The sequence below is a fragment of the Nonomuraea sp. NPDC049684 genome (assembly GCF_044465345.1).
Taxonomy (GTDB): Bacteria; Actinomycetota; Actinomycetes; order Streptosporangiales; family Streptosporangiaceae; genus Nonomuraea.
In genome coordinates, this window is the sequence record NZ_JBITLO010000004.1 from 59,972 (window position 1) to 79,552 (window position 19,581).

The following is a 19,581-nucleotide window of genomic DNA, read 5'->3' on the forward strand; positions in this document are numbered from 1 at the left end:
GCCGAACGTATGGTTTTGCGCTCGTGGTCACAGTCGTGGAACGGGTCCTGCCGGCCCGGTTGGGGACAGGGTTCCGATGGTTGCTGGCGTCGAGCTGGCTGACGAATCTCGGTGACGGGATCGCGGCCGCCGCCGGCCCGCTGCTGATCGCGACGCTGACCCGCGACCCGCTGATGATCTCGCTGTCCGCCCTGGTGAGCTGGGCGCCGCCGCTGGCGTTCAGCCTGTACGCCGGCGTCCTGTCCGACCGGCACGACCGCCGCAGGATCGTGCTGGCCGCGAACGCCGTGCGGGCCGTGGTGCTGGCGGCGCTCGTCGTGCTCATGGCGACCGGCACCGTGACCGTGGCGACGGCGCTGGCGGCGCTCACGCTCCGGTCCATCGCCGAGGTGTTCGCCGACAACGCGACGTCCACGCTGACGCCGATGATGGTCTCCAGGGACGACCTGCTCGTCGCCAACGCCCGCCTCGGCACCGGGTTCATCACGCTCAACCAGCTCGCCGGGCCGCCGATCGGCGCGGCGCTGTTCGGGCTGGGCCTGACCTGGCCGTTCGCGAGCCAGCTGCTCCTGGTGCTGGCGGGGATGGTCCTGGTCTCCCGCATCGCGCTGCCGGCGCGGGCCCGGCCGGACGGCGCGCCGCGCCCGAACACCGTGCGCGAGCTCGTCGCCGGGTTCAGCTGGACGGTGCGGCACCCGGCGGTCCGCACGCTGGCGCTCACCATCCTGATCTTCAACTTCACCTTCGGCGCGGCCTGGTCGGTGCTCGTCCTCTACACCCAGGAGCAGCTCGGCCTCGGCTCGATGGGGTTCGGCCTGATGACCACCATCGGCGGGATCGGCGGCCTGATCGGCACCGGCCTGTACGGGACGATCACCCGCAGGGTCAGCCTCGGCGCCCTGATGCGCATCGGGCTCATCATCGAGACGTTCACCCACCTGGGCCTGGCCCTGACCCGTTCGCCGTGGGTGGCCGGAGCCATCTTCCTGGTCTTCGGCGCGCACGCCTTCATCTGGGGCACCACCTCGGGCACCGTCCGCCAGCGCGCGGTCCCGCAGGAGCTGCAGGGGCGGGTGGGCAGCGTCAACACCGTCTGCGTCTTCGGCGGCCTGGTGGTCGGCTCGCTGATCGGCGGCGTGCTGGCCACCCGGTTCGGCGTCGCGGCGCCCTTCTGGTTCGCCTTCGCCGGTTCGGCGGTGTTCGTGGTGCTGCTGTGGCGGCAGCTCATGCTCATCGCCCACGACGACTGAGCCGCGGGCGCCGGGTGCCGCGCGGCCGCCTCACTTGAGCGGGTCGTGTCCCCAGTTCATCAGCGAGTAGCGCCACCGGCTCTCCCGGACGTCACCGGACGGGCGCTGCGCCAGGTGCCGGTGGATGTAGCCGATCACCTTGGTCATGTGCTCGTAGTCGTGGCCGGTCCAGGAGGAGCTGCCCTTGCGGAGGAGCCGGACGATCTCGCGGCCGGAGGCGTGGCCGGTCGACTCGCCGCCGCCGTCCTGCTTCTGGCCGACCTCCTTCGACTCCTCGGTGTCCAGCCAGCGTTCCAGCTCGTGCGCGGTCATGTTGACGGCCTGGCCGAACTCGGCCGCCACGTCCCGCTCGCCGCTCACCTGGCGTCCTTGCCCTTGCCCTTGCGCAGGGCGGACGGCTTGTGCACGGCCTCGCGCCCGCTCTTGTCGCTGCGCACGACGTACTGCGGGTCGTCGGGCGAGGCCGCCACCGTGCGGCCGGCCTCCTTCGTCCTCTTGGTGATCTTCTTCTCCACCTTGCCGCGGGCCGTGGACCCGTGGCTCTTCCAGGAGACCTCGTCACCCACGGACGGATCGTCCTTGCGCTTGCCGGTCATAGGATGCGCGCTACCCCAGCCCTCTCCCGCACTCGGCCGGGCGGGCAAACCTTCCTTTACCGTCGCCGTCCCGGGGGCGGCGACGGTGCCCTCGGGGCGGGGCGGCTGCTGCTCACGCGTGGCCGAATCGTAAAGTGAGCAGGATCGCACCAGTGATGTAGGGAGCCCTTGTTGCACGAGAAACTGTCGTCGACCTACGACAACGTCCTGCGCCGGAACCCCGGCGAGGTCGAGTTCCACCAGGCGGTGCGCGAGGTGCTCGAAAGCATCGGCCCGGTTCTCGGCAAGCATCCCGAGTACGCCGAATCGAAAATCATCGAGCGGATCTGCGAGCCCGAGCGGCAGATCATCTTCCGCGTGCCGTGGCTGGACGACCGGGGCGAGGTGCAGATCAACCGCGGCTTCCGGGTGGAGTTCAACAGCGCGCTCGGACCGTACAAGGGCGGGCTGCGCTTCCATCCGTCGGTCTACCTGGGCATCGTGAAGTTCCTCGGGTTCGAGCAGATCTTCAAGAACGGCCTGACCGGCCTGCCCATCGGCGGCGGCAAGGGCGGCTCGGACTTCGACCCCAAGGGCCGCTCCGACCGCGAGGTGATGAGCTTCTGCCAGAGCTTCATGACCGAGCTCTACCGGCACATCGGCGAGTACACCGACGTCCCTGCCGGTGACATCGGCGTCGGCGGGCGCGAGATCGGCTACCTGTTCGGCCAGTACAAGCGCATCACCAACCGCTACGAATCCGGCGTGATCACCGGCAAGGGCCTGGTCTACGGCGGCGCCCAAGTGCGCACCGAGGCCACCGGCTACGGCTGCACGTTCTTCGTGGACGAGATGCTCAAGGCCCGCGGCACGTCGTTCGACGGCAAGCGGGTCGTCGTGTCGGGCTCCGGCAACGTGGCCGTCTACACGATCGAGAAGATCGAGCAGCTCGGCGGCGTCGTGGTGGCCTGCTCCGACTCCTCCGGCTACGTGGTCGACGAGAAGGGCATCGACCTCGACCTGCTCAAGCAGGTCAAGCAGGTCGAGCGGGGCCGCCTGGAGACCTACGCCGAGCGCCGGGGCGAGCAGTCCGTCTTCGTCCCGGACCGCAGCGTGTGGGAGGTGCCCTGCGAGGTGGCGATGCCGTCCGCCACGCAGAACGAGATCACCGGCCGGGACGCCGCCTTCCTGGTGGACAACGGCTGCATCGCGGTCGGCGAGGGGGCCAACATGCCGACCACGCCGGAGGGCATCAAGGTGTTCCTGGAGGCGGGCGTCGCGTTCGGGCCGGGCAAGGCGGCCAACGCGGGCGGGGTGGCCACCAGCGCGCTGGAGATGCAGCAGAACGCCAGCCGCGACTCCTGGACGTTCGAGTTCTCCGAGCGCCGCCTCCAGGAGATCATGCAGGACATCCACGGCCGCTGCCTGCAGACCGCCGACGAGTACGGCATGCCGGGCAACTACGTGGCCGGCGCCAACATCGACGGCTTCCGCCGGGTGGCCGACGCCATGCTCGCGCTGGGCCTCATCTGACCGCGCCGGCCCCGGCCCGCCCTCGCCCGGACTGCGGGCGCGGGAGGTCAGGCCGGGGTGCCGGGAGGCAACTGGTGGTCGGCCCAGACGTAGGTCTCGGGCAGCAGGTCGAGGACGGGGACCGTACGGAGACGGTCGCCGTCGCCCACGATGACCTGAAGGGCCGGGAAGTAGTCCAGCAGGACCTGACGGCAACGGCCGCACGGCGGGACGACCCCGCGCTCCCGGTCCCCCACCGCGACGATCGTGTCCAGCTCGTACGCGCCCTGGGCGGCCGCCGCGCCGATGACGACCAGCTCGGCGCAGGGCCCGCCGGTGAAGTGGTAGGCGTTCACCGCCGTGACGATCCGGCCGTCGCGGGCGCGCGCGGCGGCCGCCATGGTGTGGTTGTCACCCCGGCAACGGGTGCGGGCGACCTCCGCGGCGGCCTGGACGAGTTCGTGGTCGACCTGCCGGCTCACTGCCCCTCCTCGTGACCTGGCGCGTCAGGCGCGGGTCTGCTCGCGCAGGAACGCGACGATCAGCTCGGTGACCTCTTCCGGCCGTTCCATGCTCGCCAGGTGGGCCGACCAGGGCAGCTCGACGTTGCGGGCGGCGGGCAGGTCGACCTCGGTGTGCCGGAAGTCGGCGACGTCGCGCGCGCCCGACACGGCCAGGCACGGCATCGTCACGGCCGCCGGGTCCACCTGGACCTTGACCGGGCCGACGACCCCCTCGGCGAGCTGGAGCTCGTAGGCGCGCAGCTGCATCTCGTGCACGGCCCGCCCGGCCTTCTCGTCGGCGTCGGGGCCCAGCCAGCGGTCGACCATGAGCTGGGCGGCGCCCGCCAGGTCGCCCGCCTCGACCAGCTCGTCCTCGCGCTGCCCGACCGCGCGCAGGTCGGCGCTCGGCTCCCGCCAGGGCAGGGCGGCGGAGAGCAGGATCAGCGCCTCCACCCGCTCGGGGCTGCTCGCGGCGACCTCCAGCGCCACCTTCCCGCCGTAGGAGGAGCCGGCCAGGAAGAACCGGTCGATGCCCAGGCTGTCGAGCAGGCTCAGCACGTCGCCGGAGTTGCTGTACGGCTCGGTCGGCAGCGGGCTCTGCCCGAAGCCGCGCAGGTCGCACCGGACCACCCGGAATCCGGCGGCGATCAGGGGCTCCCACTGGGGGTCCCACATGCGCCGGTCGCAGACCCCAGCGTGCAGGAGGAGCAGCGCCGGTCCGTCGCCTGCCACGTCATAAGAAATCGTCATCGCGCAGACGTTACCAGTCATTCACTGACCGGTTTGTCCCACGCGAGACGGCTCCGGGGCTTTTCCGGCGCCCCTGGCCATCCAGGCCGTCACGCCCAGCACCACGGCCGCCGGCACCCCCAGCGACACCGCGTTCAGCAGGTGGCCGGCTCCGGGCAGCCCGCCCACAAGGTGAGGATGCGCAGGAACTGCCGGAGCCCTGCCGCAACTCCGGGGCGCGGGGGGCCGCGCGGCCCCCCGCGCCGGGAGCACTACGGCAGTGCCACCGCCCGGTCCAGGGCGGGCGGGGTCAGCGGTCCCTGTCGCAGGTAGGCCCGCATGGCCTCGTAGTCGCGGCTGCCGCGCACCGCGTCGGTGTACCCGGCGAAGGCGGTGTAGCCGTCGGCGCCGAGCAGCGTGTACGCCAGCGCCGCGAGCCGGTAGGTCCTGCCGGTGTCGAGCGGCTGCCCGTTGATGACCACGTCGGCGGGGTTGATCCGGTCGCCCACGGGCCGGTTCGGGGAGTAGGAGAAGCGGACGTTCTTCGACACGGCCAGCGGGGCGAACTTCACGGTGCCGTCGGCCTGCGTCTGCCACTGCTGCTCAAGGGCCTGCTCAAGCTGCGAGCCCTTGACCGACACCGTGACCACCGGGTTGGCGTAACCCCAGGCGGCCCACGACTCGCCCATGAGCACCTTGCCGTCGGCGTCGGCGGCGTTGGCGCCCTTGGCGAACCTCAGGTCGCCGCGCAGCGAGTTCGAGCCCTTGGCCGGCGCCACGGCCACCATGGCCAGGTCGGCCTTGCCGCCCTCGGTCTGCTGGGAGTCGAAGTACTCCACGTCGGCCACGGCGTTGCCGAGCGTGCTCTGCCCGGTCGCGTCGCGGGTCCTGGTGAGGTCGCCGGTGACGGTCCCGTACGGCTTGGCGTAGGTCTCCTTCTGCATGGCGTTCCAGTGGTCGACCAGCTTGACCATGGCGGGGTCGGGGGCGACGTCGCGGGTCACCGGGTGGTTGGCCGCGGTGGTCGCGGTCCTGATGACGTCGCGGGTGCGGCGGTCGAGCTTGAGGTTGATCTCACTGATGAGGCGGCCGTGGTTGGCGGCCTCGACGACCGGGCGGGGGTTGCCCGCCGGGTCGGCGATCGAGCAGTTGAAGAACCAGTGCCAGTGGCCCGTCACGATGGCGTCGATGTCGGGCGAGGCGTTCTTGGCGAAGTCCCAGATGGGGCCGGCCTTCTGGTCCCCGCAGCCGCTGTAGTCCTCGCCGGCCTTGCCGCCCTCGTGCACGTTGGCGACGATGGCCTTGACGCCGCGGCGCTTGAGGATCTCGGCGTACTTGTTCGCCGTCTCCACCAGCGGCAGGTTGTCCAGCGACGGCTGGTAGGAGGTGGAGCCGTCCACGGTGGTGGGCGTGGTCAGGTTGATGAACCCGACGGGGATGCCCTGGAACCGCTTGATCACGTACGGCGGGAGCACCGGGCGGGTGTCGCCCTTCATGGTGATGTTGGCCGTGGAGATGTCGAAGTCGGCGCCCTGGAAGGGCTGCCCGTCGGAGTCGGTGAAGCAGCTGTCGAGCCCGACCTCGCCGAAGCACTCCCCCTTGCCCATGTGGTCGCGCAGGAACTCCAGCGACCGGTCCAGCTCGTGGTTCCCGACCGTGGTGAACTCCACCTTGATCTTGTTCAGGAACTCGATCGTGGGCTCGTCGGCGTGGTAGGACACCTCGGTGGGCCAGCCGCTGAAGTTGTCGCCGCTGGAGAAGGTGACCGTGTTCTCATGCCCCTGCCGGAGCCGGTCGAGATGCGCCGCCAGGTACGGCGCGCCGCCCACCACCAGCGTGTTCCCCTGCGGATCCTTGATCGTGCCGTCGGCGGCGTTGCTCTGCGGGGTGATGTAGCCGTGGAAGTCGGTGAGCGACAGCAGTTGCACGTCCACGGGCTTGGGCGCGGCCAGGGCCGGTGAGGCGGACGAGGCCAGAGTGACGCCTAAGGCGACAACGATCCACTTACGGAACGAAGACACGCATACTCCTAAATAAGGGGATAGAGCGGGATAAAAGACTGGCCGATCAGCCCTTCGAGCCGGTGAACGCGATCCCGGCGATCAGCTGCCGTTGCATGACCACGAAGAGAACGATCACCGGCAGCGAGGCCACGACGGACCCGGCGAAGAGGATGGGGTAGTTCGTCAGGTACTGGCCGCGCAGCGAGGCCAGCCCGGCGGAGAGCGTCATCATCTCGGGGTCGGTGTTGACCACCAGCGGCCAGAGCAGGCTGCTCCACGACCACATGACCGTCAGCAGCCCGAGCGCCAGCAGGCCGGGCCGGACCAGCGGCAACATGATCCACCAGTAGATCTGCAGCGGGTTGGCGCCGTCCAGCCGCGCCGCCTCGTCCAGCTCCCTGGGCAGGGTCTTGAAGAACTGCCGCAGCAGGAACGTGCCGAAGGCGCCGAAGACGCCGGGGGCGATGAGCGCCTGGAGGCTGTTGAGCCAGCCGAGGCCCTGCATGATCTCGTACCGGGGCAGCAGGAACAGCTCTCCCGGCACCATCAGCACGGCCAGGAACAACATGAAGACCGCCCCGCGCCCGGGGAAGTCCAGCCGCGCGAAGGCGAAGGCCGCCAGCGAGCACAGCAGCAGCTGCCCGGCCGTCACCGCGGCCGTCACGACCACGGTGTTGAGGAACTGCCGCCCGAGCGGCACGGTACGGAACACGTCGGCGAAGTTGTGCCACTGCCAGGAGGGGACCGCCGTGGGCGGCACCCGCATCGACTCGGTCATGGTCTGCAGCGAGACCACGAGCTGCCAGACGAACGGCATGACCATGATCAGGCCGCCGGCGAGCAGGACCGCGTGCACGATCCAGCGCCTACTCATAGTGGACCCACCGCCTCTGCAGCCGGAACTGGACGGCGGTCAGCATGAGGATCAGGGCCAGCAGCACGACCGCGATCGCGGCTGCGTAGCCGCGGCTGTTCTGCACGAAGCCCTGCTCGTAGAACAGGTAGACGATCGTGCGGCTCCCCGCCAGCGCCGGGCTCTTGGGGTCGATCATGAGGTAGATCAGGTCGAAGACCTGCAGCGTGTTGATCAGCGTGATCACCACGACGAAGAACGTGGTGGGCGTGAGCAGCGGCAGCGTGATGCGGAAGAACTGCCGCACCCGGCCCGCGCCGTCGATCGAGGCGGCCTCGTAGTAGTGCTTGGGAATGCCCTGCAACCCGGCCAGGAACAGCACCGCGTTGTAGCCGAGCGAGGTCCAGATCCCGACCACCGCGACCGCGTAGATAGCGAACTCGGGGTCGGACACCCAGTACGGCCCGTCGATCCCGGCCAGGCCGAGCAGGTAGTTGATCGGCCCGAAGTCGCCGTTGTACAGGTAGCGCCAGGTCAGGCCGACGGCCGCGGGCATGGTGACCACCGGCAGGAAGTACAGCGTGCGGTAGAAGCCGAGCCCGCGCAGCCCCGGCACGTTCAGCAGGGCCGCGATCACGATCGACAGCGGCACACCGACCAGCACGAGCACGGAGTAGAGCAGCGTGTTGCGCAGCGCGCCGGCCATCTCCTCGTCGCCCAAGAGGTTGGCGAAGTTGTCCAGGCCCACCCACGTCTGCCCGCCGAACACGCCCGACTCGGTGAAGCTGAGGTAGAGCGTCTGGACGATCGGCCACAGGTAGAACACGGCCAGTCCGAGGGCCATGGGCGCGATCAGCCCGTACCCCCACAGCCAGTCGCGTCGCGACCGCCGCCCCGGCGGGGCCGCCGCCCTGACGGCGGCGGCCCGTTCCTCGGTCAGCACCATCGGCTACTCCTTGGCCAGGATCTCGTTCATCTGCGCGGCGATCTCCTTGGCCGCCTCCGCGGTCGGCCGCTTGCCCGCCCACGCCTCGGCCAGGAGCTTGTTCTGCACGTCCTGCCACTTGGCGGTGTTGAGCGAGACGGGGTAGGGCACGCCGTTCGGGATCGAGGCGTCGAAGGTCTCCTTCAGGTGGTAATCGGGGAAGGCGGCGAACCAGCCGTCCTGGGTGCCGGCCCGCGAGGAGACCGAGGCGCCGCCGGAGTCGCTGAGGATCTTCTCGGCCTCGTCGGAGGACAGGAACGTGGCGAACTGCGCGGCCTCGGCCGGGTGCTCGCTCTTGGCCGAGACGGAGTTGGCCAGGCCGAGCAGGATGACGGCCTCCTGCGCCGGCCCCTTGGGCAGGGGCGCCACGTCCACCTTGCCGCCGCGCTCGGTGTTGGCCTTGAACGTGCTGGCCAGCCACGAGCCGCCGTAGTACATGGCGTACTTGCCGGTCATGAACAGCTGCACGGGGCTGGTGTCGGTGGTCGCCTGGGCGGGCGGGGCCACCTTGTCCTTGTTGATCATGTCGGTCCAGAACTCCAGGCCCTGGATGGAGCCGGGCTCGTCGAAGCCCGACTTCTTGCCGTCGGCGGAGATGACGTGGCCGCCGGCCTGGATCATCGTGGGGTAGAAGCCGCCCTGGTCCCACAGGGGAGCCAGCAGGCCGTACTGCTTCTTGGCCGGGTCGGTCAGCTTCTTGGCGGCGGCCTTGAGGTCGTCCCAGGTCCAGTCGGCGGTCGGGTACGCGACGCCGCCCTTGTCGAAGAGCTCCTTGTCGTACCAGAGCACGGGGACGCCGACGTCGCGCGGCATGCCGTAGAGCTTGCCGTCGTAGCGGTAGCCGTCCACGATGGCCTGCGGGAAGGCGCTGACGTCGGCGTTCTCGAAGGGGGCGATGACGCCGCCCTTGGCGTACATGCGCACGTTGAGGCTGTTCATCCAGAAGACGTCGGGGGCCGCGCCGCCGGTGGCCGCGGTCTGGAGCTTGGTCCAGTACTGGTCCCACGGGGTGATCTCAAGCTTGACCGTGATGTCGGGGTGCTGCTTCTGGAAGGCGTCGATGATCTTCTGGGTGCTGGGCTGGTCGTTCTTCTCCCAGATCGCGTAGCTGATCGTGACTTTTCCTGGCTTGGTGGCGGTGGTGTCGGAGCCGGAGCCACAACCGGCCAGTGTCATCGCCAGGGCGGCGGCGAGTGCCATACGCAGGCGCACGGGCAGTTCCTTTTCTCTAGAAGGCGTCGGGGGATGATGATCAGGGTCTCGATCGCGGCGGGCTCAGAGCCCGGTGTTGGTGAAGCCGGTCCTGGCCACGACGTCGCCGTATCCGTTGGCGTCGAAGTCCTCGACGTAGAACAGGTGGAACCCGCGGCCGTCGGCGGCGACGGCGGTGCCCGACTGGTCGCCGGCGGTGTTCGGGTTCATGCGCTCGCAGGGGAAGCGGCCGGTCGTCGTGCCGTCGGCGTTGAACCCGCGGGCGTACACCTCGTGGGAGCGGCCGGCGTTCCACAGGTCGGACTCGGTCCAGCCGACCACGAACCGCCCGGTGTCGTCGACGGCCACGGACGGCGACCCCTGGACGGCGCACCGGTAGGTCTGGTCCACCTTTCCGCAGAGCGGCGGGTACTCCTTGCCGCCGTCGGAGGGCGTGTTCGGCGCGTACCTGCCGAACGCGACGGGGATCTCGGCGAACCGCTGTCCCAGGGCGGGCGTCAGGCCGCGCGTGCGCACCCGCCAGACGGTCGTCACGTCGCCGCCGGTGACCGCCACGTTGTCGCTCCAGGCCACGACGCTGTCGCCGCCGGGGGTCGTCGCCACGGCGGGGGCCAGGTGCTGGGTGGCGGCGTTGGTGTTGATCCGGGTGGCGGGGGCGACGGTCGCGCCGGTCGCCGAGATCCGCCTGCCGTACACGTCGGGCGCCTGCTGCCAGACCACGGTCGCGGTGCCCGCGCCGTCCACCGCCACGTCGGGCCGGTCCCCCGTGCCCACCTGGAGCGGCGCGAAGGAACGGGCGGTCAGCGAGGCGTAGCCGGCCGCGCGGACGGTCCTGGTCGGCCCGTCCTCCCAGGTCACCGTGAACCCGCCGGCGCCGCGGACCGCGATCCTCGGCCGGGTCTGGTCGCCGCTCCACTGCGGGTCGTTGGCCCAGATCGTCGCGCTCAGCGTGCCCGACGGAGAGAGCCTGCGCACCGCGATGTTGTGCTCGCCGCGGCAGTCGCCGTCCTCGGCCCAGGCGACGTAGGCGTTGCCCGCGTCGTCCACGCCGGCCGACGGCTGCACGTGGTTCCAGCCGGTGGCGCAGCCGACGCCGCCCATCGAGACCTTGACGGGGCCGGTCACCGGCTGCCCGTCGCGGTAGATGCGCGCGTAGACCTCTGTGCCCTCCGCCGAGGCGCGGTCGCGGTCGTCCTCCCAGGCCACGGCCGTGTAGCCGGACCGCATGGCGGCGGCCCTGGGGGCGCGCTGGTCGTCGGGGCCGTTGGCGGTCATCTGGAGCCCGGCCCCGGGGAAGGCCCTGGGGACGATCTTGACGACCTCGTCCGTCAAGGAGGTGAAGTCGGCGTCGTAGGCGGCGTAGACGGCCGGGTCGTCGACGCGGACGAAGGAGTCGTCCGAGGCGGTCAGGGAGCCGCCGTTGAGGTTGTGGGAGCCGGTGTAGACGTAGCTGCGCCGTGCGCCGCCCGCCGCCGCCGACGGCCCGTCCACCAGGATGATCTTGGAGTGGATGCCGTCCGGGGCGCAGGTGTCGCCGGCCGGGTAGTGGCAGCCGCCGGGCCGGAAGGTGTGCACCACGATCCCGCCCTTGGCCAGCTCGGCGGCGGTCGCGACGGTCTGGTTGCCCTCGGCCACGAGCACCTGGACGTCGCAGCCCTGCTGCTTCTTGGCCTTGAGCTCGGCGATGACCAGCGGCCGGTCCGTGGCGAACTGCGACTGCACCACGCGGATCGCGCCGGGGCAGCCCACGTCCCGGATCATGGCCGCGACCAGGTCGGCGCTGCCGTAGGTGCTCTGGTCGTAGGCGGTGTCGCGGGGCTCCATCCAGACCGTGACCTTGCCGCCGGTCGAGGTGAACGGCGCCCGCCAGGAGGTGCGCACCTGGGAGACCAGCGTGTCGAACACCTGCCGGTAGCCGTCGGCCAGCGCGGCGTCGCCCGAGCTGATCAGCATGTTCTGGTGCAGGCCGGTGTCGGGGGCGAGGTTCTGGGAGCTCTGGACGACCACGTCGGTCCTGCCGTCCGTGAGCCGGCTGAACACGAGGAACTTGTGGTGGCTGATGTCGGTGTCCGGCCCGTTGCAGCCCCTGTCGCAGAGCGTGACGGGCACGCCGGCCGCGGCCAGCTCGTCCAGGAGCGCGTTGTGCCCCGATCCCTCGGACACCACCCGCACGTCGACCCGCCGGTCGTGCGCCGCCACCAGGGCGTCCTTGACGGCCTTGATCTCCAGCACGAAGGTCGCCACGCGCAGCGTGGAGTCCGGGGCGGCCAGCCCGATCAGCTCCAGCACCTTCGCGGGCAGGGGGTCGGCGAGCGTGCCGTCGACGCTCGGCCTGCTGAAGTACGCCGACAGCTCCGGAGCCGCCGCCTGCGCCGGGGCGACCAGGCCGAACAGGCAGGACAGGCCGGCGACGACCACGGACAGACGCCTGACCACGCTCGCCTGCCAGGACGGACGCTTGATCATGCTCGCTTCCCTTCGCTGAGGTTCCGCCGCAGGCCGCGGGTCCAGGCCGCCACCTCGGCCTCGGTCTCCGCCCGCTCCCGGGGCCGGCCGCGGACGTCCGGCCGGGTCTGCCACGGCTCGGGGCCGGTCTCCTTGCGGTACTCCACGCCCAGCGCGGCCAGCCGGCGCTCGTGGTGGCGCAGCCGCGCCAGGAAGTCGTCGAAGTCGCCGCCGGCGGGGCTCCACACGACCTCGGCGAAGGCCGACAGCCGCGGGAAGGCCATGTAGTCGAGCCCGCGCGGCGAGTCGATGTGCTCGGTCCAGAGGTTGGCCTGCGCGCCGAGGACGTGGGCGGCCTCGGCCTCGGTCAGCTCCGGCGGCACCGGCTCGTAGCCGTGGACGTCGCGCAGCGAGATCACGTTGCCGATCGGGACCGGCTCGTCGGGCCGGTCGGACTGCCGGAAGTCCAGGTAGAGCTCGGTGAAGGGGCAGGTGACCACGTCGTGCCCGGCCCGCGCCGCCGCGACCGCGCCGTACGTCCCGCGCCAGGACGCCACGGTCGCCCCCGGCGGCAGGCCGCCCTCGATGATCTCGTCCCAGCCGAGCAGCCGCCGCCCGCGCGCCGCCAGGTGGTCGGAGAACTGGCCGATGAACCAGCTCTGCAGCTCCTCCTCGTCGCGCAGGCCGAGCTCGGCGATGCGGCGCTGGGCCGACGGGCTCTGCCGCCACTGCTCCTTGGGGCACTCGTCGCCGCCCACGCAGACGTACTCGCCGGGGAAGATCTCCATGACCTGGTCGAGCACGTCCCGGTAGAAGGCGAGCGTGGCGTCCTCGACGTTGAGCACGTGGGGGGAGACGCCCCACCCGGTGGCGACCTCCAGCGGTTCGTCCAGGTTGCCCAGCTCCGGATAGGCCGCGATGGCCGCCTGCGAGTGGCCGGGCAGCTCGATCTCCGGCACCACGGTGACGAACCGGTCGGCCGCGTACGAGACGATCTCGCGCAGGTCGTCCTGGGTGTAGAAGCCGCCGTGCGGGCGGCCGTCGAACACGCCGTGCCGGCGGTCGCCGAGCGGGCTCTCCCTGCGCCAGGCGCCGACCTCGGTGAGCTTCGGGTAGCCCTTGACCTCCAGCCGCCAGCCCTGGTCGTCGGTGAGGTGCAGGTGCAGCACGTTGAGCTTGTGCGCGGCCAGCAGGTCGATGTACCGCAGCAGGTCGGGCTTCGGCAGGAAGTGCCTGGCGACGTCGATCAGGCAGCCGCGCCACCGGAAGCGCGGCCGGTCGGCGACGGTGACCGGGGCGAGCAGCCAGTCCTGCTCGCCGACCGCGCCCCTGCGGAAGGCCGCGGGCGGCAGGAGCTGGCGCAGGGTCTGCGCGGCGTAGAACGCCCCGGCCGCGTCGCCCGCCTCGACGCGCACCCCGTCGGGACGTACGGTCAGGCGGTAGCCCTCCGGGCCGGGCCCGGCGGTCAGGGCGAACTCGATCGCCCCCGGCCCCGGCGCTCCGGCGGGCAGCGGCAGGCCGGTGACGGGCGACAACGCGGCCCGCAGCCAGCCCTCCACCCGCGACAGGCCGGGAGCGGCGGCGATCACTGTGGTCGCGGTGAGGGCGAAGGGTTCCCCGCCGTCTGGGGTCACTTGGACGGGTCGTGGCAGCAGCAAGACAGGTCCCTGGAGGGGTCGGGGGGCGGGATCGTCGGTCGGTGACAGGGCGGGCGGCGGGTCGTAGCATGGCGCTCGGCTTCCGGTCGCCGCGAGCCGCCCGCGGCCATGCCCGTGATCTGGCCTCTTTTTTCTGGGTGAGCGCCTCGATCAGGATTTATGATGGAGCTCACCATTAAGATTCGTCAAGAAGGGTCATCAGTGACGCTCTCCGTGACCGGCGGCGACCTTCAGCGGCTCCGGCGGTTCAACGCGCTCGCCGCGCTCTCGGCCCTGCGCGCCGGCGGGCCGGCGACGCTGACCCAGCTCGCCGAGCGCGCCGACCTGGCCAGGGCCACCATCAAGGTGGTGGTCAAGGACCTGATGGAGCTGGGCTGGGTGGTCCAGATGGATCCGAGCGGCGGCGAGAAGGGCAGGCCCGCGCGCCGCTACCGGTTCCACGCGGAGGCGGGCCGGGTGCTCGGGCTCGACATAGGGGCGCACAAGGTGCTCGTGGTCGTGGCCGACCTCGACGGCAACGTCCTGCACACCACCCGCGAGCCGGTCACCCCCGAGCAGCCGCGCGCCGAGCGGCTGGCCGCCGTCGACCGGGCCGTCGACGCCTGCCTGACCGGCTCGGGCACCGCCGCGCCCGACGTCTGGCTCGCGGTCGCGGGCAGCACCGGCTATGTCGACCTCCAGGGCCGCGTCGTGCTCTCGCGGGCCATCCAGGACTGGTCGGACGTGCCGCTGGCCGACCACCTCGGCGACCGGCTGCGCTGCCCCGTCCTGGTGGAGAACGACAGCAGGCTCGCCGCGCTGGCCGAGTGCCGCAGGGGCATCGCCCGCGACGCGCGGAACCTGATCTTCCTGCACGTCGGACGCCGGGCCGGCGCCGCGGTCGTGCTCGACGGGGTCCCCCTGCGCGGCAGCGGCGGCGCGGCCGGGGAGATCGGCGTGCATCCGCTGTTCAACCTCGGTCATGTGGGCGAGCTGCTGCAGGCCGTCCCCTCGGTCGAGCCAGGGACGCCGCCGGAGGCGGTCGCGGGGGCGGTGTTCGAGGCCGCCAGGCAGGGCGACGTCGAGGCGCGCCGGGCCGTCCTGCGCTACGTCAAGGTGCTCGCGCTGGCCACCACCGCGATGGCGCTCACCGTCGATCCCGACCTGGTGGTGCTCGGCGGGGGGTTCTCGCGCTCGGCCGACGTGCTGATGGAGCCGCTGAGCGTCGAGCTGGAGACGATGTGCCTGCGCACGCCCGAGCTGCGGGCCTCCGTGCTCGGCGACGAGTGCGTGGCCATCGGGGCCGTGTGCCACGGCGTCGAGCATCTGACCAAGGTGCTCTTCGACCCCGAGATCGACCTGTCGGCCGCGGCGCCTCCGTCATTAATGGTGTAGCTCACCGAATGTATCGACGAATTACATCGAATTTCGATATGAATAGGGCGTGGCATCCTCTCAGACGGCCCCCGGCCCCGATCTCGACCTCGACGCGCTGGTCGGCGCGATCGAGGAGTTCAACGCGTACTTCATCCGGCTGCCCTCGGTCAGGAGGCTCAGCTTCTCGACCCTGTCCGTGCTGCACACGCTGGCGGGCAAGGGCCCGATGCGGCTCACCGACCTGACGGCGACGGAACAGCTCAAGCAGCCCGCGCTCACCAGCCTGGTCGCCAAGCTCGAACGGGACGGGCTGGTCTCGCGCCGCCCCGACCCGCGCGACGGCCGCGCCGTCCTGCTGACCCTCACCGAGGAGGGCAGGGACATCGTCCGCTCCCGGCGCGCCGACCGGGTGGCGCGCGTCGCCCGCCTGGTGGCGCACCTGAGCGACGACGAGCGCGCGGAGCTGGCCCGGTACGCGGGCGTCCTCGGCCGCCTGACCGAGATCGCCGCGCGTGTCGACGACTAGGAGGACAGTTCCCTTGACCCGCCCGACTCCCCCGCGGAACCGCCCCTTCCCGCTGCGCCCAGAGCCGCTGCACGTGCCGGACGAGGTGCTCGACGACCTGCGCCGCAGGCTCGCCATGACCCGGTGGGCGCCGTCCGCCGGGAACGACGACGGCTTCTACGGCGTGCGCGGCGCGTACCTGCGCGAGCTGGTGGCCTACTGGGCCGACGGCTTCGACTGGCGGGCGGCCGAGCGGGCGATCAACGCCTACGAGCACTACCGGGTGGACGTCGGCGGCGTGCCGGTGCACTTCATGCGCAGGCCCGGCGTCGGCCCCGCCCCCGTGCCGCTGATCCTCAGCCACGGCTGGCCCTGGACGTTCTGGCACTGGTCGAAGGTCATCGACCCGCTCGCCGACCCCGGCGCCCACGGCGGGGACCCGGCGGAGGCGTTCGACGTCATCGTGCCCTCGCTGCCGGGTTTCGGGTTCTCGGCCCCGCTGGACGGCCGGCCGGACATGAACTTCTGGAAGATCGCCGACGTGTGGCACGAGCTGATGACCGGCGTCCTCGGCCACGACCGGTACGCCGCCGCCGGATGCGACGTCGGGGCGCTGGTCACCGGGCAGCTCGGCCACAAGTACGCCGGCGAGCTGTACGCGATCCACATCGGCTCGGCGCAGAAGCTCACCCTCTTCAACGGCGACCGCGCCTGGGACCTGAGCGGCGGCACGCCCATCCCGGACGGCCTGCCCGCCGACGTGCACGCCCGCTTCGTCGAGCTGGACCGGCGGTTCGCGGTGCATCTGGCGGCGCACGTGCTCGCGCCGTCCACGCTCGGCCACGGCCTGTCCGACTCCCCCGCCGGCATGCTGGCCTGGATCCTGGAACGCTGGACGAAGTGGTCCGACAACCACGGCGACGTCGAGACCGTCTTCACCAAGGACGACCTGCTCACCCACGCGACGATCTTCTGGGCGGGCAACACGATCGACAGCTCGATCCGCACCTACGCCAACAACAACCGCTACCCCTGGACGCCGTCGCACGACCGGTGGCCGGTCGTCGAGGCGCCCACGGGCATCACGTTCGTCGACTTCGAGAACCCGCCCGGCGTGACGACCGGCGAGCAGCGGATCCGCAGCTTCCTCGACGGCGACCGGGCCGCCTGGTACAACCACGCCGGCATCACCTGCCACGATCGCGGCGGGCACTTCATCCCGTGGGAGATCCCCGACGAATGGGTCACAGACCTCCGCCGCACCTTCCGCCCCCACCGCTGACGCCCTCCTTCCCCCGGGCCGCCGTCGCCGGCAGGCCCGTCACCTGGTCCGTGGTGACGTGCGGCGCCGACCTTGGGATGGGACACCTCCGGGTTGCGCCTGTCGTCGAGCCGGCCGGCGAACGGCGGCGCGGGCGCCGTCCCGCCCACCTTCGGTCGCGGTGGCGCGAAGGGCGGCTTTCCTACATCCCGGTTCTCTGTCCCGCGCAGGCCGGGCTAGCCGGTGAGGGCCTCGGTGATCTGGCGGGTGGTCTGCGTGGCGACCCTCGGGTTGACGGCGGCGTAGGTGGTGTAGGCGTTCAGGCCGGTGGCCAGGGCCCAGCCGCGGCCCCGGGTCCAGGTGGCGTCGTCCACGCCGAGCGCGGCGCGGAAGGCGGCCCGGCTGCCGGCCGACATCAGGGTGAAGGCGATCATCAGGTCGGCGGCCGGGTCGCCGATGCCGAGCCCGCCGAAGTCGATGACCGCGCTGACGCGGCCGTCGGCGGTCAGCAGGTTGCCGGTGTGGAAGTCGCCGTGGAACCAGACCGGCGGGCGGTCCCAGCCGGGGGCGCTCATGGCCGCGTCCCACAGCCTGGTCATGGCGGCGCGGTCGAACACGCCGCCGAGCGCCGCGATGGCGGCCCGCGTCGCGCGATCCCGGCCCGCCAGCGGCTGCTGGGCGAGGTCGGGACGGGCCCGCAGCGACGGGACGGACCCGGGCGCGAACCGCTGCAGGGCGACCAGGAACTCCGCCAGCTCCTCGGCGGCCGCGGTGGAGCTGGCCAGCGCCTCGACGGTGGCCGGCTCGCCCGGCAGCCACCGGGACACCGCCCACCGCCACGGGTAGCCGAAGCCGGGCTCGCCCACCTCCACCGGCACCGGGACGGCCAGCGGCAGCCGCGGCGCGAGCCTGGGCAGCCACTCGCGCTCCTTGTCGGCCTGCCCGACGGCGTCGGCGTGGCGGGGCAGCCGGACGGACAGCTCCTCGCCCAGCCGGTAGATCACGTGGTCCGAGCCCGCCGGGTCGAGCAGCCGCAGCGGCAACGCGGCCCACTGCGGGAACTGCGTGTCGACCAGCCTCCTGACCAGGGCGGCATCGATCGTGGGACGGACAGGCGCGGTTCCCGGGACTGCCAAGGACGACTCCAGCGACGGGCCCGCTCGGTGCGGCGGGCGGCCGGACCATCACAGTGCACCGCGAGCCCGCATGTCGACCCGATTATCGAAGGACCGCCACCCGGCACGACCCGGCCGGCCGGCGCCCCCGCCCAAATACCGCCCGAACCCGACGCGCCCGCATGAGCCGCCACCGCCCGAACCTGCCCGAACCCGGCCGCGCCCGCGGGGCAGGCGGAGTCTGCCCCGCGGGGGTCGCCCGGGTTCGGTGCGCGTTTCCGGGGCGGAGCCGCCAGGTCAGCCGGGGCGGTTGCCGGTCGGGATCACGATCTTGGTCTGCGCGCCCTTGGTCAGGTAGAACGTGGTCCACTTCTTGATCATCTCGTCGAGCAGCCAGGCCGCGGCGGGCACCAGCGGCAGCCCGATCACCCCTTCCCGGAACGCCACCAGCAGCGGCCAGGCGGTCTTGACGACCGGGTCCCACAGCGGCTCGCGCGGGATGCCGTTCCAGTCGGCCGCCTGGTTGCCGGTGAGGTACCGGGAGAACGCGTTGACGAGCGGCTTGTCGATGCTGCCCGGGCTGGTCAGCTCCGCGAGCATGTCGCGCAGGATGTCGTTGAGCTCCACGCCCTCCGGCGTCGGCCCCATGTTCCTGGGCAGGACGATGTCCGACTGGGCGTAGGAGGTGTCCCAGGTGGCGGGGATGAACTCGTCCCTGATGCCGAGCATGTGCGCCAGCAGCTGCAACGAGTGCAGGTACGCCGCGGACTCGGCGGCGGAGATGCGCACCTTCCACTCGCGCATCCCGCGCATGGAGTAGGTCGCCAGGGTGTGCCACGTGACGAGCATGTCCTCCTGGCTGATCGGGATCGGCCCCGGCCAGTGGGGGGACGACTTGAGCAGGTGCCGCACCGCCGCGTGCACCAGCCGGGTCTTGACGGCCTCGACCACGGCCGTCCCGCCGGGCCCCCAGGCGTTCTGGGGCCTGACGGCGTACGCCAGGACGTTCGTCTTGGCGACCCGGTCCTTCAGGTCGGCGCCGCCCGCGGAGTAGTAGACCGCGCGGGCCTCCTTGGGGATGGCGGTGGCCAGCATGCCGGCCCCGACGATGGTGAGCACCACGATGTAGTTGCCCTTGAGGGCGTGGAAGCGCGACGCGGCGTCCAGCTTGCCCTGGTCGGCCCAGGACGGGAGCTGACGCGCCTGCTCGATGAAGGCCCGCAGGTCGGCCGGCAGCCCGGCGGGCAGGGGCTGGTCGTTGCGGTTCCAGTCGTAGAGCAGCCGGTTGACCTCGGGGATGACCCCGCGGTCGAACAGCGAGGCGAGGAGCGGGTCGGCGACGTCGTCCCATACCCAGCGAGGGTCGGCGCCGGTGCCGGAGCCGGCGACCGAGCCGGAGGCCGGCCACTCCCAGCCGTCGGCGAGGGTCTTGGCCTGGGCCGGGGACGTGATCCCCAGCGCGCCGAGGGCGCCCAGGGCGGTGCCCGAGATCAGTATCTCGCGCCTGCTCAGCTCTGCCATGCTCTGCACTCCTTCGAGATGGGGGTCCCGCTCAGGGCAGTCTCGATCGGCTCGCCGGAGATCCACCGAACAGGGAGCGCGTGTCGGCGCCGTCGCCG

At 71.6% G+C, this 19,581-nt stretch carries 17 protein-coding genes; 5 read left to right on the forward strand and 12 right to left on the reverse strand.

Annotated features, from left to right (window positions below; translation table 11 throughout):
* Window positions 1-80 precede the first annotated feature (80 nt).
* Window positions 81-1,250 (forward strand): MFS transporter, encoded by a 1,170-nt coding sequence (locus ACIBST_RS14260; RefSeq protein WP_397171766.1) that lies wholly within the window; start codon window positions 81-83, stop codon window positions 1,248-1,250.
* 30 nt (window positions 1,251-1,280) lie between these two features.
* Here ACIBST_RS14260 and ACIBST_RS14265 read toward each other — a convergent pair whose 3' ends face one another.
* Both ACIBST_RS14265 and ACIBST_RS14270 read right to left on the reverse strand, forming a co-directional pair.
* Complete coding sequence (locus ACIBST_RS14265; RefSeq protein WP_397171768.1) at window positions 1,281-1,610, reverse strand: DUF3140 domain-containing protein; 330 nt, start codon at window positions 1,608-1,610, stop codon at window positions 1,281-1,283.
* Window positions 1,607-1,846 carry a DUF2945 domain-containing protein gene (locus ACIBST_RS14270; RefSeq protein ID WP_397171770.1) on the reverse strand — a complete coding sequence of 80 codons (240 nt, stop codon included), beginning with the start codon at window positions 1,844-1,846 and terminating at the stop codon, window positions 1,607-1,609. The genes ACIBST_RS14265 and ACIBST_RS14270 overlap by 4 nt, the downstream gene beginning before the upstream one ends.
* A gap of 168 nt (window positions 1,847-2,014) precedes the next feature.
* On the opposite strand from ACIBST_RS14270, the gene gdhA reads away from it, so the two are divergent.
* Window positions 2,015-3,358 carry an NADP-specific glutamate dehydrogenase gene (gdhA, locus tag ACIBST_RS14275; RefSeq protein WP_397171772.1) on the forward strand — a complete coding sequence of 448 codons (1,344 nt, stop codon included), beginning with the start codon at window positions 2,015-2,017 and terminating at the stop codon, window positions 3,356-3,358.
* 47 nt (window positions 3,359-3,405) lie between these two features.
* On the opposite strand, the gene ACIBST_RS14280 is transcribed toward gdhA, so the two are convergent.
* The 8 genes from ACIBST_RS14280 to ACIBST_RS14315 form a co-directional block, all read right to left on the reverse strand.
* On the reverse strand, window positions 3,406-3,819 hold the full coding sequence (locus ACIBST_RS14280; RefSeq protein ID WP_397171774.1) for a cytidine deaminase: 414 nt from the start codon (window positions 3,817-3,819) through the stop codon (window positions 3,406-3,408).
* A gap of 24 nt (window positions 3,820-3,843) precedes the next feature.
* Window positions 3,844-4,590 carry an alpha/beta fold hydrolase gene (locus tag ACIBST_RS14285; RefSeq protein ID WP_397171776.1) on the reverse strand — a complete coding sequence of 249 codons (747 nt, stop codon included), beginning with the start codon at window positions 4,588-4,590 and terminating at the stop codon, window positions 3,844-3,846.
* 251 nt (window positions 4,591-4,841) lie between these two features.
* Entirely contained in the window at window positions 4,842-6,590 is a 1,749-nt protein-coding gene (locus tag ACIBST_RS14290) for a bifunctional metallophosphatase/5'-nucleotidase (protein WP_397171778.1), read from the reverse strand.
* Window positions 6,591-6,636: 46 nt separating this feature from the next.
* Complete coding sequence (locus ACIBST_RS14295) at window positions 6,637-7,446, reverse strand: carbohydrate ABC transporter permease (RefSeq protein ID WP_397171780.1); 810 nt, start codon at window positions 7,444-7,446, stop codon at window positions 6,637-6,639.
* The gene (locus tag ACIBST_RS14300; RefSeq protein WP_397171782.1) at window positions 7,439-8,371 is read right to left on the reverse strand and encodes a carbohydrate ABC transporter permease; all 933 of its coding nucleotides are present in this window, start codon (window positions 8,369-8,371) and stop codon (window positions 7,439-7,441) included. Before ACIBST_RS14300 ends, ACIBST_RS14295 begins: the two co-directional genes overlap by 8 nt.
* 3 nt (window positions 8,372-8,374) lie before the next feature.
* Window positions 8,375-9,622, reverse strand: a complete 1,248-nt coding sequence (locus tag ACIBST_RS14305) for an ABC transporter substrate-binding protein (RefSeq protein WP_397171784.1) — start codon at window positions 9,620-9,622, stop codon at window positions 8,375-8,377.
* 63 nt (window positions 9,623-9,685) lie between these two features.
* Window positions 9,686-12,088, reverse strand: coding sequence for a phosphatidylserine/phosphatidylglycerophosphate/cardiolipin synthase family protein (locus ACIBST_RS14310; RefSeq protein ID WP_397171786.1), 2,403 nt, complete (start codon window positions 12,086-12,088; stop codon window positions 9,686-9,688).
* Window positions 12,085-13,773 (reverse strand): beta-N-acetylhexosaminidase, encoded by a 1,689-nt coding sequence (locus tag ACIBST_RS14315; protein WP_397172576.1) that lies wholly within the window; start codon window positions 13,771-13,773, stop codon window positions 12,085-12,087. The genes ACIBST_RS14310 and ACIBST_RS14315 overlap by 4 nt, the downstream gene beginning before the upstream one ends.
* Before the next feature lie 153 nt (window positions 13,774-13,926).
* Between ACIBST_RS14315 and ACIBST_RS14320 the strand changes: the two genes are divergently transcribed.
* From ACIBST_RS14320 to ACIBST_RS14330, 3 genes are read left to right on the forward strand one after another with little or no spacing between them, the layout of a single operon-like run.
* Entirely contained in the window at window positions 13,927-15,099 is a 1,173-nt protein-coding gene (locus tag ACIBST_RS14320) for an ROK family protein (RefSeq protein ID WP_397171788.1), read from the forward strand.
* Between the two features lie 49 nt (window positions 15,100-15,148).
* Window positions 15,149-15,607, forward strand: a complete 459-nt coding sequence (locus tag ACIBST_RS14325; protein ID WP_397171790.1) for a MarR family winged helix-turn-helix transcriptional regulator — start codon at window positions 15,149-15,151, stop codon at window positions 15,605-15,607.
* Window positions 15,608-15,620: 13 nt separating this feature from the next.
* Entirely contained in the window at window positions 15,621-16,868 is a 1,248-nt protein-coding gene (locus tag ACIBST_RS14330) for an epoxide hydrolase family protein (protein ID WP_397171792.1), read from the forward strand.
* A 215-nt stretch (window positions 16,869-17,083) separates the two neighbouring features.
* Here ACIBST_RS14330 and ACIBST_RS14335 read toward each other — a convergent pair whose 3' ends face one another.
* Both ACIBST_RS14335 and ACIBST_RS14340 read right to left on the reverse strand, forming a co-directional pair.
* Window positions 17,084-17,983: an aminoglycoside phosphotransferase family protein gene (locus ACIBST_RS14335; protein ID WP_397171794.1), complete on the reverse strand. Its 900-nt coding sequence runs from the start codon at window positions 17,981-17,983 to the stop codon at window positions 17,084-17,086.
* A 276-nt stretch (window positions 17,984-18,259) separates the two neighbouring features.
* On the reverse strand, window positions 18,260-19,483 hold the full coding sequence (locus ACIBST_RS14340; protein ID WP_397171796.1) for an oxygenase MpaB family protein: 1,224 nt from the start codon (window positions 19,481-19,483) through the stop codon (window positions 18,260-18,262).
* Window positions 19,484-19,581: the final 98 nt, after the last annotated feature.